The organism is Occultella kanbiaonis (assembly GCF_009708215.1).
GTDB classification, from domain to species: Bacteria; Actinomycetota; Actinomycetes; order Actinomycetales; family Beutenbergiaceae; genus Occultella; species Occultella kanbiaonis.
On sequence record NZ_CP046175.1, the window covers coordinates 5,129,334 to 5,144,440 of the forward strand.

The following is a 15,107-nucleotide window of genomic DNA, read 5'->3' on the forward strand; positions in this document are numbered from 1 at the left end:
CGTGAGCGCCCTCTCCGAGCTCTCCAAGCTCAGGACCGGCGGTCATCAGACCCCGGAACAGCGCGCGGCTCGGCGCAAGGAGACGAGCCGGGACAACCGGGCCGGGTATGCGTTCCTGGCACCCTGGCTCGTCGGTCTGTTCGCATTCACGATCGGCCCGATGCTCGCGTCGCTCTACCTGTCGTTCACCGACTACAACCTGATCCAGTCACCGAACTTCACCGGGTTCGACAACATCGTGCGGATGCTCGGTGACGACCGGCTGCACCAGTCGCTGCGGGTGACGTTCACCTATGTGCTGGTGGGCGTGCCTCTGCAGCTGATCGTCGCACTCGGGATCGCGCTGCTTCTGAACAAGGGCATGCGGGGGCTGCCGTTCTACAGGTCCGTGTTCTACCTACCCTCCATGCTCGGCGGGTCGGTCGCGGTCTCGTTGCTGTGGCGACAGATCTTCGGGACCGACGGTCTCATCAACCAGCTCCTGCGGGCGCTCGGCGTCGACGCCACCATCGGCTACGTCTCCCATCCGGACTATGCCCTCTGGACGCTGATCCTGTTGCACGTGTGGACATTCGGGTCACCGATGGTGATCTTCCTCGCCGGGCTGCGGCAGATCCCGACGATGTACTACGAGGCGGCCGCCCTGGACGGTGCCAACTCGCGCAAGATCTTCCTGAGGGTCACCCTGCCGTTGCTCTCCCCGATCATCTTCTTCAACCTGGTGCTGCAGGTCATCGGTGCGTTCCAGTCCTTCACGCAGGCCTTCATCGTCTCCGGTGGGTCCGGCGGGCCGTCCGACTCGACGTTGTTCTACACGCTCTATCTGTATGAGCGCGGCTTCACCAACTTCCAGATGGGCTACGCGTCTGCCATGGCCTGGCTGCTCCTCGTCATCATCGCCGCCTTCACCGCGATCAACTTCTTCGCCGCAAAGTATTGGGTCTTCTACGATGACTGATGTCGAACTGATGGCCGGGCCACGACCCGATGCGGTGAGCCGGCTGCGCTCGGTCGGCAAACATGCACTGCTGATCGCCGCGAGCCTGGTGATGATCTACCCGCTCGTCTGGATGCTTGTCAGTTCACTACGCCCCACCGACGTGATCTTCCGGACCCCGGGGCTCTGGCTCAACGAGCTCTACCTGGACAACTACATCGAGGGCTGGACTGCGCTGGCCCGCCCGTTCGACTGGTACATCGTGAACTCGGGCATCGTCGTCGTGGGAGCAGTGGTGGGGAACCTGCTGTCCTGTTCGCTCGCGGCCTACGCATTCGCCCGGCTGAAGTTCCGGCTGCGCACCCTGTGGTTCGCGATCATGCTGATGACGATCATGCTGCCGTTCCACGTCGTGATCGTGCCCCAGTACATCGTGTTCAACACCTTCGGGATGGTGAACACGTTCCTTCCGCTGGTGCTGCCGAAGTTCCTCGCCACCGATGCGTTCTTCGTGTTCCTCATGGTCCAATTCATCCGGGGCATCCCGCGCGAACTGGACGAAGCGGCACGCATCGATGGCTGCGGGCATTTCCGCATCTTCTTCCGGATCATCATCCCGCTGATGGTGCCGGCCCTGGCGACTGCGGCGATCTTCACCTTCATCTGGACCTGGAGCGACTTCTTCACGTCGCTGATCTATCTGACCGCGCCGGATATGTACACCGTGCCCCTGGCCCTGCGTTCCTTCCTGGACGCAACCTCGGGCAGCAACTGGGGCGCGATGTTCGCCATGTCGATCGTGTCGCTCGTGCCGCTGTTCCTGGTGTTCCTGTTCGGTCAGAAGTACCTGATCCAGGGCATCGCCACCACCGGCGGCAAGTAGCGGGCCGCCGAGGACCGCACCTGCTCGCCGAGAGTCAGCGACGACAGGTGCGGTCCGACGGTCGGCCGGGCGGCGGGCGACCCCGAGACGGGCTCAGGCCGCCGCGTCGAGCGCGCGCAGGTGGGCGAGGGAGTCCCGGAGCTCCGGTTCGAAGTCGCTGAAGTGGCACTCCACGCTCACCGGCCCGGTGTAGCCGCCCTCACGCAGTGCCGTGAGGAACGCCGCCAGCGGCCAGTCCCCCTGCCCGGGCGGGATGCGCCCGGAGTCGGCGATGTGGGCGTGCCCGATCCGCGCGCCTGCCACCCGGACCACGTCCAACGGCTCCGCCTCGGTCATGATGTGGAACAGGTCCGCCACCACCTGGACATCGGCGATGGCGAACTCGTCCAGGAACGCCACGGCCTCGGTGATCGAGTTGATCATGTTGGTCTCGCCGCGGTGCAGTGGCTCGAGGAGGACCCGCAGGTCGTGCCGGGCAGCCACGTCCCGGGCCCGGGTGAGCACCCGCGCGAGCAGCGCACGACCCTGCGCCTCGTCCACGCCGTCGGGCAGCGTCCTGGCCCGACCGCTGCCGAACACGATCTTGGCGCCGGGCTGGGCCGCGGAGCCGACGATCGCCATCGCCGACTCCAGGTAGGCGTCGATGCGCTCGGTCGGGAAGTTCGGATCCGCCAGTTGCAGCTCTCCGGGAAACAGGATCGCGAACGACGGGCTCAGAGCCCCGTCGTAGTGCGGAGAGCGCATCCACCCCCCGTCCTGGCTCGGGACCACGAGATTGCCCACGATCGTCGGCTCCACGTAGTCCACGCCGGCCGACCAGGCGGCACCGACGCCGTCGGTCCCCACGATCACTCCGAAATCGGTCACTGCATGCTCCTCAGGATTTCCATGCCACGATCCTTGCCGATCCGGCGGGTGGGCGCGGCACCGACGCGCGGGCTTGCCCGGGATGCGACCCATGTCAGGCTGGGTGGATGAGTCAGGCGAGCGACGGCCCCGACGACCCGGGCGCCCATCCGAGTGTCTGGGTTGCCCAGGCCGAGCGCGAGCTCGGCACCTCCGAGCTGCTCGAGTGGTGCACCGACCTGCTCGCCGGCGCCGACCCGTTGACCAGCCCTCATCCACTCGCGTGGATCGGCGGGACCCCGGGAGCGGCTCTGCCGGGCAACCTCACCGGCCCCCGCGGCGCGATGTTCGAGTACTGGTCGCGGGTGTGGGCGGCCCGAGCGATGCGCTACTGCTGGGCGGAGGGCACACCGGCAGCCGAGGGTGCGGCCATGGCTCTGCTGGGTGCCCTCACGGATCCGCACTGGCGGGTCCGGGAGATGGCCGCGAAGGTGGTCGGCCTGCGCGAGGTCGGCGCGGGCGCCGACCGGCTCGCCACGCTCCTGGACGACGGCGTCCCCCGGGTCCGCGCGGCCGCCGCCACGTCTCTGGGCGCCGTGGGCGAACACGAGCACCTGGGCCGGCTTGCCGATGTGACACGGTCCGACCCGGACCGTGCGGTGCGCGCGGCGGCCGCTCGAGCACGGACCGCGATCGCGGACCGGGTGGACCTTCCGTCGGACGAGTACTGACGCGCCCGGCGGGCGCCGCGGCCTCAGGGTCGCGGCGGCGGTCCGGTGCTGCCACGCAGGGCTATCCGGGTGAGCGCGGTTGCTGGAGGCTTGGGCTCGGGCTCGCCACGGATCGCGGCGATCAGTCTCCGCATGGCATGACGCCCCGCGCTCTCCCGATCGACGACGACCGTTGACAGCGGTGGGGTCGAGTAGCGCATCAGTTGCATGTCGTCCCAGCCCGTCACGCTGAGCCTGCCCGGCACGTCCCAGCCACGTTGCGCGGCTGCGGACAGCACGCCGGCCGCGATGCGATCGCTCGCGGCCACGACGGCGGTGACCGGCGAGTCCGCACCGATACCCGCGACGGCCGCGATCCCCGTCTCGGGATGCCAGTCCCCGTCGGGTTCGCCGTGCGAGGTCAACCCCAGCTCCTCGATCGCGGTCAGGTACCCCTGCAACCGCAGTTGTGCCGAGGTCCAGCCCTTCGGCCCGGCGGCGTGCAGGAAATGACGGTGACCCAGTTCGGCGAGGGCTCGCACGAGCGACGCCATCGTGTCGACGTCGCCGGCGACAGCCTCGACCGCGCGCATCCGCTGGTCGTACTCGCCGGTATCGATCACGGCACCGGTGCGGTTGGTCGAGGCGATGATCGGCGCCACCGAGAGCACACCCTCGACCTGTCCACTGTCCAGCAGGTCACGCGCACGTGCGCTCAGCGCGGCGGCACTCTCGTCGACGCCGATGATGACCTCGACCCGGAATCCGCTGGCGCGGGCCTCCTCGACCGCGGCTTCGACGGTCCGCTCGGGCCCGGTCATCGTGGGCAGGACGATCGCTACCGCGCCGGACCGTCTGGTGCGCATCGAGCGGGCAGCGAGATTCGGCCGGTACCCGAGCGCCGCCACCGCGTCCTCGACGACCTTGCGGGTCTGCGGGCGAAGAGTGGGATCGTCGCGCAGGAAACGCGAGACCGTCTGGTGGGACACGCCGGCGAGTTTGGCGACCTCTCGGATCGTCGGGCGTCGTCGGGATTGGCTCATGCGCTCACTGTAGTTGACGCAGAGTGAACGATCACTTAAAGTCCGAGTGAACGATCACTTACGGCCCGAAGGAGCGCCAGTGTTGGACTTTCCACCACGCTCGAACACACGCGCCGCACTGCGGTGCGCCTCATGACGGCGACGCGCGAGACGCGCGCGCCGGCACCTGTACCTTCCGCTGAGCCAGGCGGCGGAACCAGCAAGCCCAAGCGCCGCGAGAGCCAGGGCTTCTGGGCGCGGCTGCGCCGCGACCACCCGGTACTGCTGTTGGCGCTGCCCGGCATCGCCGTCGTGATCGTCTTCCAGTACGTGGCGCTGGGCGGCAACGTCATCGCGTTCCAGGACTACCAGCCATATCTCGGTATCGGGCGGAGCCTGTGGGTCGGCTTCGAGAACTTCACGATCCTGTTCTCCGGCGATCCGGAGTTCCTGAACGCCCTGCGCAACACGCTCTACATCACACTGCTGCAGACGATCTTCGTGTTCCCGGCCCCGATCATCCTGGCGCTGCTGCTCAACAGCCTGGTCTCCAACAAGGTCAAGCAGGCCGTGCAGTCCGTGCTCTACCTCCCGCACTTCCTGTCCTGGGTCATCGTCGTGGCCGTGTTCCAGCAGATGCTCGGCGGGGCAGGCATGATCAACAACTTCCTGCGCAGTCACGGCTGGGACACGGTCGACATCATCGGCAACCCGGACGCCTTCTACGCGCTGATCACCTCGCAGGTGATCTGGAAGGACACCGGTTGGGCCACGATCCTGTTCCTCGCGGTCCTCTCGCAGATCGACCGGTCGCTGTACGAGGCCTCGGCGATGGACGGCGCCACGAGAATGCGCCAGATCTGGCACGTCACGTTGCCCGGGATGAAGCCGATCATCGTGCTGCTGCTGATCCTCAAGCTCGGCGACTCGCTGTCGGTCGGCTTCGAGCAGCTGCTCCTGCAGCAACAGGCCGTCGGCAGAGGCGTCTCAGAAGTCCTCGATACCTACGTCTACAACAACGGTGTGATCGGTGGTGCCTGGGGTGTCTCCGCCGCCGTCGGGCTCGTCAAGGGGCTGGTCGGTCTCGTGCTGGTCCTGGTGGCCAACAAGATCGCGCACATCCTCGGCGAGGAAGGGGTGTACCGCGCATGAGCACCACCACTGCACCACGCCGGCGCAAGGCCGGCTCCGGAACGCTGATCGACGGCGTCCCGCGCCCCGGCCGGGTCGAGACCGTCGTCAAGGCGATCGTGCTGACGATCGTCTGCGGCCTGGTGATCCTGCCATTCGTCGGCATCATCTCGACGAGCCTGGCTCCGGCCGAGCAGGTCAACACGGCCGGTGGCTTCGTGCTGCTCCCCGAAGGCATCGACTTCACCGCATACCGGTCCATCCTGACCGGTGGCGTCGTCACCAGGGCGCTGCTCATCAGCGCCGGCGTCACCGCCGTCGGAACGGTCCTGAGTCTGTCCCTGACGGCGATGCTCGGCTGGGCGCTGTCGCGCCGCCAGACGGTCGGCAACCGGCAGCTGCTGCTGCTCGTACTCGTGAGCCTGCTCTTCAACCCGGGCATCATCCCCAGCTACCTGGTCGTGCAGCAGCTCGGCATGCTCGACTCGCTCTGGGCCATCATCGTTCCGACGTCGGTGTCGGCCTTCAACGTCATCGTGGTGCGGGCCTTCTTCGTGGGACTGCCCCAGGAGGTCATGGACAGCGCGCGCATCGACGGCGCCGGTGAGTGGAAGCTGTTCTGGTACATGGGCCTGCCGCTGGCCCGCCCGGTGCTCGCCGTCGTCGGGCTGTTCTACGGGGTCGGCTATTGGAACGCGTTCTTCAACGCGATGCTCTACCTGAGCGACTCCGCACTGTGGCCACTACAGCTGGTGCTCCGCACCTACGTCGTCGACGGCACCCAGCTCGGAGCCCAAGATCTCGGCGCCGAGATGTCGCTGCCGCCGCAGACGACGATCCAGATGGCGATCCTCGTCATCTCGATCGTCCCGATCCTCATCGTCTACCCCTTCCTCCAGCGGCACTTCGCCAAGGGCATGCTCACCGGCGCCGTCAAGGGCTGAGCCGGCTCGCCACCACACCCGTCCGCACTGCTGCGGACGTCACCACGACAAAGGAGTAACCACATGTCAGAGATCCGGATCGCACGCCGGCAGCTGCTGCAGGGCACGCTCGGCCTCGGTGGCCTCGCCGCGCTCGGTGGCCTCGCGGGCTGCAGCAACGAAGGCCGCGGTGACGCCGGCTCGCAGGCCGAGAACAGCACGGTCACGCTGCCCACCTACATCCCCTACGACGGGTTCACCGCGGACCTGCCGGGTGAGAACGGTGTCAGCGACACCATGCTGACCTACCCGGCCGACCCGCAGCCGATCACCGACGGCCCTCCCGGCGACGGGCAGGACGTCTCGGCGTTCGCCCTCACCAACAACCCGGTGCCGCCCGCCATGGACCAGAACGCGTTCTGGCAGGAGCTGAACGAGCGGCTCGGGTTCACGCTCTCGGTCTCCCTCGTGCCCAGCGGCGACTACACCGACCGGTTCCAGACCACGGTCGCCGGCGACCGACTCCCCGACCTGTTCACGTTCTGGCCGAAGGGCATCCCCGGTCTGCCGTCGCTCCTGCAGGAGCGCGCCGCGGACCTCACCGAGCTGCTCAGCGGCGACGCGATCGAGAAGTACCCGTTCCTCGCCAGCATCCCCACCGAGAGCTGGAAGTCGAGCGTCTACGGCGGGCGCATCTACGGCATCCCGATCGCACGTGGCGCGCAGAGCAGCGTCGTGCTGTACGGGCGCTACGACCTGCTCGAGGAGCAGGGCATCGACCCGGCCGCCCAGTCCTGGGACGACCTCTACAGCATGTTCGCCGAGCTGAGCTCCACGAACACGTGGGCGCTCGCGAACGTCCCGATGCAGATCATCCGGCAGTCCTTCGGCCTGCCCAACGGGTGGTCGGTGGACGGCGACACCTGGCTGAGCGCGAACGAGGACGAGCGGCAGCTCGAGGTCCTCGAGGCGGGTCGCAAGCTCGTCGCCGATGGGCTGGTGCACCCGGACACGACGTCCGCGGACAACCAGCAGCGGCAGGCCTGGACGATCGCGGGCACCACCCGGTTCGTCGAGGACACGTTCAGCGCGTGGCCGGCGTTCGCGAACCTGTCCGGCGACCAGAGCGTGGATCTCAACGTCATCCTGCCGCCGCTGGCCGAGGGCGGTGGCATGGCCCCGATCTGGCGGGGCGCACCGACGCACAACCTCACGGGGATCAGTCTGAAGTCGGCTGACCGCGCCGAGGCGCTGCTGGACGTGCTCAACTACCTCGCCGCTCCGTTCGGCAGCTCCGAGCACCTGTTCAAGAACTACGGTCTGGAGGGTGTGCACCACACCCTCGTCGACGGCGACCCGGTGCTCAACGACAAGGGCAAGAGCGAGACCCAGCTCGCGCTGAGGTACCTCGCCGAGGGGCCGTGGGTGACCTACATGCCCGGGCGGCCCGACGTCGCGCAGTCGCTCTACGACGTGCAGACCGAGGCCGTGCCGACGGCGGTCTCCAACCCCTCGTCCACCTTGTTCAGCGAGACCGAGTCGCGCAAGGGCCCGCAGATCGGCAGTGCGCTCACCGACCTCGAGGTCGACATCCTGCAGGGTCGCAAGCCGGTGTCGGCCTGGACCGACGCCGTGAAGACCTGGAAGGCCGGTGGCGGCGACGCCATGCGGGACGAGTTCGCCGAGGCCTTCGCCGCCGCTGCCGAAGGCTGATCTGCGCTTGCCGGCCGGCACGGACCTGTCCGGGTCCGTGCCGGCCGGTGCGCGGTCAGGACCCCGTCGAACCGGACGCCTGGAGGCGGTCCAGGAAACTCGAGGAGGACGATGAGGCAGCCCCAGCTGCTGATGACCTTTGACGACTGCACGGTCGATCACTGGTTCGCCCACCGCGGCGTGTTCGTCGACACTGACGCGCGTGTGACGTTCTTCGTCTCGCACGCCGACCGGATCACCGATGACGAGACCGACAAGCTGCGGGCGTTGCAGCGCGAGGGTCACACGATCGCGAGCCACGGCCTGCGTCATCTCGACGGCCCGGCGTACGTCGCCCGGCATGGTCTGGCGGCGTACCTGGCGAACGAGATCGAGCCGTCGATCAGTGCGCTCGCCGCACGCGGTCTTGGCCATCGCGACTTCGCCTACCCCTACGGCCGCCACGACCGGGCCACCGACGACGCTCTGACGGCCCGGTTCTCCTGGGTGCGGACGACCTCGGCCAGGCACCTCGACGGACGCGCCACGCACGTCCGCGTCGACCTCGACAGTCCGACCCGGGTGCTGCCCTCCCGCGGCATCGACGTGGGCCGGCGCGGTGTCGCGAACCCCGATGACTGGGCGGCACTGCTCGCCGTCCTTGACGAGAGCGCACGCACCGGAACGGGAGTCTGCCTGTACGCGCACGACATCGCCGAATGGGATCAGGGACTGGCCGAGGGGCGCAACTTCATCACACCCGATCGATTGCGAGCGGTGCTGACAGCCGCGCAGGAACGCGGACTCACGGCCGACGGGTTCGAGGTGTTGCCCGACTGAACTCTGGCGCGAGGACCGGAGCGGCGCTCCACCAGCACGATTGACACGATCACCGACAGAAGGAACACATGCTTCACGATGAGCGGGCGGCAGCCCCAGCGATGGCAACGAGCGTCGTCCCGGACTGGGACCAGATACGCAGCCGGGTCGTCGAGCCCGGTTGGGCGGCGGACACCCTCGAGGCGGTGCGCGAGGACTTCGAGTTCTGGCAGTCGCACCTGCGGTTACCGGGACCCGACCAGGTCAGCGCCTGGACGCACCACTACTTCTGCGACGACGACGGTGAGCCGTTGCGGTTCGACCCGGGCAGCCCGGACGAACACGTGTGCCCCACCTGTGGGCGCGCCTACCGCGGGGAGCCCTGGGACGGCGCGTGGCGAACCCGGATGCACAACATGGCAGCGGCCCAGTCGCAGCGGGCGGCACTGCTCGCGCGGCTCGAGCGCGACGAGGATCGGCGGCGGAGCGCCACCGATGCCCTCGCCGAGATCGTGGACCGCTACGCCTGTGACTACGGCTCCTACGCGTTGCACGGCGTCAACGTCGGGCAAGGGCGAGTGCTGCCGCAGAACCTGGACGAGTCGGTCTGGGCCATCGGGCTGCTGCGCTCGGTCAGATGGGCGGGGCCGCTGCTGGCGGAGTCGACCCGGGCCGCGGCCCGGCGCCTGGCCGGGGAGATCGCTGCCGTGCTGGCGCCCCAGCTCGGGATGATCCACAACATCCACTGCTGGCTCGTCGCCGCGCTGGCGGAGTGTGCGGTCGCCATCGGCGACGAGGAGTTGCTCAGCACGGTGACCGAGGGCCCCTTCGGAGCCCGGAACCAGATCCTCGAAGGTTTCCACCCGGAGGGTCTGTGGTTCGAGGTGAACCCGCACTACCACTTCTACGCGGTCAACGCGCTGCTGTCCTTCGTCGAGGTCGCCGGGCCGGGAGCGCTCGCGGACGAGCATGCCGAACGGCTCCTTCGGGCCGTGCAGGCGCCGGCGAGACTGGCGTACTCCGACGGCCGGGTGCCCGCCTACGGCGACGGCTGGCCGAACAGTTTCCTCGGCGACTTCGCCCAGACCGCCGAGGTCGCGTCGAGGCTGCTGCCGGGAGCGAGCGCGCAGCTGGCGTCGTCCTACCTCGGCGATGCTCCGGCGCCCGTCGAGCTGTGGTTCGGAGCGGGCCGGGTCTCCGGTCCGTCGCCCGAGCGCGACGGCCGCTACAGCGTCGGCGCGATGGTGTTCGGCGCGGACTCGCTGCCGGGCACCGACGACGGCGTGACGCCGGCCTCGTTCGTGTGGCCCGGGCCGGGCATCGGTGTGCTCCGGAGCCCGTTGGCTCGGCTGGCGATGCGGTTCGGTCCGGATGCGGGCTGGCACGATCACCACGACAAGCTCTCGGTGGACGTCGAGTGTGGCGGATGGCGCAGCCTGGACCTCGGAACCAGCGGTTACGGAGCCGACATCACGGTGTGGATGCGTTCGCAGGCGGCGCACAACCTGCTCGTCGTCGGCGAACGGCAGCAGCCCCGGCACGCCGGTGTGCTGCTCCACGCCGATGACCGGTCCCTGGTGGCGCAGTCCAGCTGGAACGGCGCCGAGGTCCGCCGCAGCCTGCACCTGACGGCATCGGGCTGGACCGACGAGATGGAGGTGGCCGGGGTCCCGGGAACTGCGCTGGAGTGGCTGTTCCACGGTGACGGCACGATCGTCGCTGCGGCCGGCCCGGTGATCGACCTGCCGTCCGACGACCTCGGGCACGGGTGGCTCACGGACGTCCGGTCGTTGACCGTGCTGGACGGCATCGTGACCGTGACGTGGGATCACCCGGATGCCCCCGTCCTGAGGCTCGCGGTGCCGCCCGGCTGGACGGCGTACCGTGCCTGCGCGCCCGCCAACCCGACGGGCCTACCGCTCGGGGTCATCGCGGTACGGGGTCTCACGCAGGGCGCGACGACCCTGCGTGCGACGTTCACGCGGGAAGGGTCGCGCGCATGACCGGCCAGGCGCGCGAGAGCGGACTCGCGGCAGCCTCGATGGCGGTCCTGGACCAGTGGTGGGATCCCGGCATCGGCCTGGTCGTCGATCCTGACTGGTCGCCGACCCAGCGGCGGGCCCGGGTGCGCGAGACCTGCTGGTACGCGCTCGGGCTGCTCGCCCGTGGCGGTTCCACCGACACCCCGCGCGCGGTGCGCGCGATCGAAGCCGTGCTGGACCACCAGATCGATCAACCTGGCACGCCCTGGCACGGCACCTGGCTCCGCTGGCCCGAGGAGCCGACGCCCGTCGACGGTGCGCGAGCGTTCCGTGACTACGACCCCAACTGGCGTGAGTTCATCGGCTGCGCCCTCCTGCACCTCCTCGTCGAGCGGGAGGGTCACCTGCCCGCCGAGCTCGTCGCTCGGATCGACCACGCGCTCGACCTGGCCGTGGCAGGCACGCTCGCACGTGGGGTCGACCCGCTGTACTCCAACATCGCGCTCATGGCCGGATTCCTGATGCACGCCGTCGGGCGTCGCCGCGGGGACCGCGACTGCGACGTGAGCGGCCTCCACCTGATGGGGCGGGTGCTCGAGGCGTTCGAAGTCCGTGGGGCGTTCGAGGAGTACAACTCGCCCACCTATTACGGCATCGACCTCTACGCGCTCGCCCTCTGGCGCCGCTACGGAGGCGAGCCGGGCACGGTCCAGCGAGCCGGCGCCGTCGAGCTCGCGCTCTGGCGCGACGTCGCCGACCACTATCATCCGGGACTGTGCAACCTGGCCGGGCCGTACGACCGTTCCTACGGGATGGACCTGAACTCCTACGCCAGTGGGATCGGGTTGTGGCTGTGGCAGGCCGTGGGCCGCGACGCCGCGCCGTTCCCGGACATCCGCGGTCCGTTCGAGCACTTCTGGGATCTCGCGCTCGGCCCGTCGGTGGAGGCGCTGGGCATCCCCGACCTGCCGGCACCGGTGCGCGCAGCGCTGACGTCCTTTCCCGGACCGCGCACCCTCGAGCAGCCGATCGACGGACGTCGGGTCGCTACGACGGTGCTCGACGTCAACGTCATGGTCGGCGCCGAGCATCTCGGTGGCGACCGCAGAGGTCTGGGCGATCAGTTCCATCCGTTGACCGCGCACTGGCGCCTCGGCACCGGCGTGGGCTGGCTCCGGCTGGTCAGCGAGCTCACGATCGACGTCGCCGCGGCCTCCGCGGGGAGCGACGCCGCCGAGGTCCGGCTGCGGTGGCCGGCGGGTGGCTCGTTCGCGTTCCAGGTCCGGGCGGACGGGCTCGACGGCGGATCGGTGACACCGGAGCGGTGGCGGCTGCCCGGGCTGGAGGTCGCCGTCACCGGCACCGCCGCATTGGAACGCGTCGAGTCCGACCCGGACGGCACGTGGTGGCTGCACTATCGGGCGCCGTCGGATGCCGACGGCGGAGCCGGCCTGACGTTGCGGTGGTCTCACCGGGGCGAGGTCCCTTGATCGGGCCGTGCCCGGCATGAGCGCCGGCGCTCCGGACCGGCCGTCCGGCCTGATGGTCGACCTGCAGTCGGAGCCGGTCGGCGTGGACCCCGCCGACGCCCGGTTCTCCTGGCTCGTCCCGGCACTCGGCGACGGCATGCAGGTCCGGTACCGGATCCAGGTGGCCGCCTCGCCGTCCTCGTTCGGAGCGCCGTTCTGGGACAGCGGGCCGGTCACGTCGTCGTCGTCGACCGCCGTGCCGTACGCGGGGCCGCGGCTGGCGGCATCGACACCGTACTGGTGGCGGGTGCGAGCGGACACGTCGGTGGCCGGTGACTGGGCGACGCCGTCACGGTTGATCACGGCAGCCGACTCGTGGGGCGGCGACGCGATCTGGGGACCCGTCGGCGTCGATGACTCGGGCGCCGAGAACTCGTGGGTGCTCCTGCGGCACGAGTTCGACCTGCCGGACGCGCCCGTTCTGTCGGCATTCGTCGAGGCGGCGGGGCGCTCGGCCGAGGGTGGGCAGACGTCACAGACCGGGCCTCGGGGCGGGCGGCAGTACGTCTACAAGTTGTGGGCCAACGCCTCCGTCGCCGGCCGGGGCAGCGTGCGCGACTCGGACTCGCGCGCCCGGTATCACACCCACGATCTCGCGGGCGCGCTCACGCCGGGCCGGAACGCACTCGCCGCGTTGTGCTGGGCTGAGCACGGGCGCCAGTTCATCGCCCGGCTCGTCGTCGTGCTCGCCGACGGCCGCCGGATCGAGGTACCGACCTCCAGCCGGTGGAGGGCCGCGAGCGGGGCGCGCCTGCTGCCCGGGTCCGCGGACATCGGCGGCGGCTGGTACCGAGCCCCCCGCGAGGACTGGGACGCCAGACACGAACCCGTGGGCTGGACCGAGCCCGGCTTCGACGACCGCGACTGGGCGTCGGCCCTCGTGTGCGCGGCTCCGCCCGATCCTGCCCCGGCGATCGTCAGCATCGAGCAGAGTCTCGGCGAGGTCGCCGAGGCGGCTCTGCAGCCGGACGGCCGCTGGTTCATCGACCTCGGTCGCGAGATCGTCGGAGGCATCCGCCTCGACGTCCACGGCCGTTCGGGTGCACGCGTGCACGTTCGGCTCGGGGAGGAGCTGGCGGACGGGCGCGTGCGGTTCCGGATGCGCACCCACAACGTCTACGAGGACACCTGGACCCTGCGTGACGGGCCGCAGTCCGTGGAGCACTGGGGGTACCGGGCGTTCCGCTACATCGAGCTCGAGGCGGACCCGGCGCTCGACCTGACCCACGCCGTCCGGCCCGTCGTGCTCCGCTCCCCCTATGTGGGCGGTGCCGCGTTCTCCTCCTCCGACCCGGACCTGGACCGGGTGTGGGAGCTGTGCCGGTACACGATCGAGGCGACCTCGCTCGACGTGTACATCGACACCCCGGCTCGCGAGCGCGGCCCGTACGAGGGGGATGCGTACGTGAACCAGCTCTCCCAGTACGCGGTCGAGCGTAGCTACGCGCTGGCACGCTACTCCGGCGAGTACCTCACCCGGCGCTCCACCTGGCCGTCCGAGTACCACCTGATGCCGGTCCTGATCGCGTGGGAGGACTACGTCACCACCGGCGACGACCGGCAGTTGCGGGCCGACTTCGAGCACTGGGCGGCCCTCAACCACGACCGGCACCTCGACGAGAACGGGTTGCTTCGCAAGGACCCGGTGCCCACGGCGGGCAACTGGGACGCCGATCTGGTCGACTGGCCGCCCACGTACCGGGACGGGTACGAGTTCACCGAGGTGAACACCGTGCTGAATGCCTTCCAGGCAGCCGCCTACGCTGCCCTCGCCCGTATCGCCGAGGTCGTAGACCGCCCGCGCGAGGCCGCCCACTACCGTGACCTGGCCGACCGGACGCGGACCGCCGTCAACTCCCTCCTGCTCGACGCGGCCGCCTACCGTGACGGGCTGGGCTCGACCCATCACTCCCAGCACGCCACAGCTTTCCCGGTCGCTCTCGGCCTCGCTCCGGCCGACCGGCTCGCGGGGCTCGGTGACTGGCTCGCCCGCGACGGCATGAGGATGAGCGTCTACGGTGCCCAGTTCCTCCTCGAGGCCCTCTGCCGGGCGGGCCGGAGCGACCACGCGCTCGCGCTCATGTCCGCGTCCGGGCCGAACAGCTGGCTCCATCTGATCGACGACCTCGCTGCCACGATCGTTCCCGAGGCATGGGATCCGTCCCTGAAGCCCAACATGACGTACTCCCACGCGTGGGGGTCGGCCCCGGTCAATGTGCTGGCTCGATGGGTCCTCGGGGTGCGTTCGCAGTCCCCCGGGGCTGCGCGACTCGTGATCGAACCGCGTCCCGGTCCGCTCAACAGCCTGTCCGGGACGGTCCCCACCATCCGGGGCCCGGTCACCGTCGCTTACGACCGTGCCCGTGGCACCCTGCGCGTCGCGACGCCGCCGAACACCACCGGCCACCTCATCGTCCACCGGGCCGAGCTCGGTCTCTCCGAGGGCGCCACGGTCGAGGGCCCCGCGGGCGCTGCCATCGCCTGGGCTGCCGACCGGGTTGAGATCAGGAACGCCGCCGCGGGCGAGATGACCATCAGGTGGGATGCCACGCTCCCCAGACGTGGCACCGTCGGGTAGTTTGCCAGTCCGGCAACAGTAGTTGTCGTAAGGGCACCCCGGACCTCAGGCTTGA

12 protein-coding genes are annotated in these 15,107 nt (G+C 69.6%); 10 read left to right on the top strand and 2 right to left on the bottom strand.

Annotated features, from left to right (window positions below; translation table 11 throughout):
- Position 1 precedes the first annotated feature (1 nt).
- Entirely contained in the window at positions 2 to 958 is a 957-nt protein-coding gene (locus GKS42_RS23455; RefSeq protein ID WP_154796015.1) for a carbohydrate ABC transporter permease, read from the top strand.
- Between the two features lie 10 nt (positions 959 to 968).
- Positions 969 to 1,820 carry a carbohydrate ABC transporter permease gene (locus GKS42_RS23460; protein WP_413230923.1) on the top strand — a complete coding sequence of 284 codons (852 nt, stop codon included), beginning with the start codon at positions 969 to 971 and terminating at the stop codon, positions 1,818 to 1,820.
- 93 nt (positions 1,821 to 1,913) lie between these two features.
- Here GKS42_RS23460 and GKS42_RS23465 read toward each other — a convergent pair whose 3' ends face one another.
- Entirely contained in the window at positions 1,914 to 2,687 is a 774-nt protein-coding gene (locus GKS42_RS23465) for a sugar phosphate isomerase/epimerase family protein (protein ID WP_168217966.1), read from the bottom strand.
- A gap of 107 nt (positions 2,688 to 2,794) precedes the next feature.
- Here GKS42_RS23465 and GKS42_RS23470 point away from each other — a divergent pair, with 107 nt between their 5' ends.
- Positions 2,795 to 3,397 (top strand): HEAT repeat domain-containing protein, encoded by a 603-nt coding sequence (locus GKS42_RS23470; protein WP_154796018.1) that lies wholly within the window; start codon positions 2,795 to 2,797, stop codon positions 3,395 to 3,397.
- Positions 3,398 to 3,420: 23 nt separating this feature from the next.
- Here GKS42_RS23470 and GKS42_RS23475 read toward each other — a convergent pair whose 3' ends face one another.
- The gene (locus GKS42_RS23475; RefSeq protein WP_154796019.1) at positions 3,421 to 4,419 is read right to left on the bottom strand and encodes a LacI family DNA-binding transcriptional regulator; all 999 of its coding nucleotides are present in this window, start codon (positions 4,417 to 4,419) and stop codon (positions 3,421 to 3,423) included.
- 132 nt (positions 4,420 to 4,551) lie between these two features.
- On the opposite strand from GKS42_RS23475, the gene GKS42_RS23480 reads away from it, so the two are divergent.
- The 7 genes from GKS42_RS23480 (at position 4,552) to GKS42_RS23510 (ending at position 15,052) form a co-directional block, all read left to right on the top strand.
- A complete protein-coding gene (locus GKS42_RS23480; RefSeq protein WP_154796020.1) occupies positions 4,552 to 5,550 on the top strand; it encodes an ABC transporter permease in 999 nt (332 codons plus the stop codon).
- Positions 5,547 to 6,473 carry a carbohydrate ABC transporter permease gene (locus GKS42_RS23485; protein WP_154796021.1) on the top strand — a complete coding sequence of 309 codons (927 nt, stop codon included), beginning with the start codon at positions 5,547 to 5,549 and terminating at the stop codon, positions 6,471 to 6,473. The genes GKS42_RS23480 and GKS42_RS23485 overlap by 4 nt, the downstream gene beginning before the upstream one ends.
- A 63-nt stretch (positions 6,474 to 6,536) precedes the next feature.
- Positions 6,537 to 8,165: an extracellular solute-binding protein gene (locus tag GKS42_RS23490; protein ID WP_154796022.1), complete on the top strand. Its 1,629-nt coding sequence runs from the start codon at positions 6,537 to 6,539 to the stop codon at positions 8,163 to 8,165.
- 111 nt (positions 8,166 to 8,276) lie between these two features.
- Positions 8,277 to 8,984 carry a polysaccharide deacetylase family protein gene (locus GKS42_RS23495; protein WP_154796023.1) on the top strand — a complete coding sequence of 236 codons (708 nt, stop codon included), beginning with the start codon at positions 8,277 to 8,279 and terminating at the stop codon, positions 8,982 to 8,984.
- 68 nt (positions 8,985 to 9,052) lie between these two features.
- Positions 9,053 to 10,966: a heparinase II/III domain-containing protein gene (locus GKS42_RS23500; protein ID WP_154796024.1), complete on the top strand. Its 1,914-nt coding sequence runs from the start codon at positions 9,053 to 9,055 to the stop codon at positions 10,964 to 10,966.
- Positions 10,963 to 12,435, top strand: a complete 1,473-nt coding sequence (locus GKS42_RS23505; protein ID WP_154796025.1) for a hypothetical protein — start codon at positions 10,963 to 10,965, stop codon at positions 12,433 to 12,435. The genes GKS42_RS23500 and GKS42_RS23505 overlap by 4 nt, the downstream gene beginning before the upstream one ends.
- A gap of 16 nt (positions 12,436 to 12,451) precedes the next feature.
- Positions 12,452 to 15,052 (top strand): family 78 glycoside hydrolase catalytic domain, encoded by a 2,601-nt coding sequence (locus tag GKS42_RS23510; RefSeq protein WP_154796026.1) that lies wholly within the window; start codon positions 12,452 to 12,454, stop codon positions 15,050 to 15,052.
- Positions 15,053 to 15,107 lie beyond the last annotated feature (55 nt).

Coding starts and splice junctions, on each gene's coding strand:
- GKS42_RS23460 (WP_413230923.1), top strand. CDS start 969: ATGGCCGGGCCACGACCCGATGCGGTGAGCCGGCTGCGCTCGGTCGGC.
- GKS42_RS23470 (WP_154796018.1), top strand. CDS start 2,795: ATGAGTCAGGCGAGCGACGGCCCCGACGACCCGGGCGCCCATCCGAGT.
- GKS42_RS23475 (WP_154796019.1), bottom strand. CDS start 4,419: ATGAGCCAATCCCGACGACGCCCGACGATCCGAGAGGTCGCCAAACTC.
- GKS42_RS23480 (WP_154796020.1), top strand. CDS start 4,552: ATGACGGCGACGCGCGAGACGCGCGCGCCGGCACCTGTACCTTCCGCT.
- GKS42_RS23485 (WP_154796021.1), top strand. CDS start 5,547: ATGAGCACCACCACTGCACCACGCCGGCGCAAGGCCGGCTCCGGAACG.
- GKS42_RS23490 (WP_154796022.1), top strand. CDS start 6,537: ATGTCAGAGATCCGGATCGCACGCCGGCAGCTGCTGCAGGGCACGCTC.
- GKS42_RS23495 (WP_154796023.1), top strand. CDS start 8,277: ATGAGGCAGCCCCAGCTGCTGATGACCTTTGACGACTGCACGGTCGAT.
- GKS42_RS23500 (WP_154796024.1), top strand. CDS start 9,053: ATGCTTCACGATGAGCGGGCGGCAGCCCCAGCGATGGCAACGAGCGTC.
- GKS42_RS23505 (WP_154796025.1), top strand. CDS start 10,963: ATGACCGGCCAGGCGCGCGAGAGCGGACTCGCGGCAGCCTCGATGGCG.
- GKS42_RS23510 (WP_154796026.1), top strand. CDS start 12,452: ATGAGCGCCGGCGCTCCGGACCGGCCGTCCGGCCTGATGGTCGACCTG.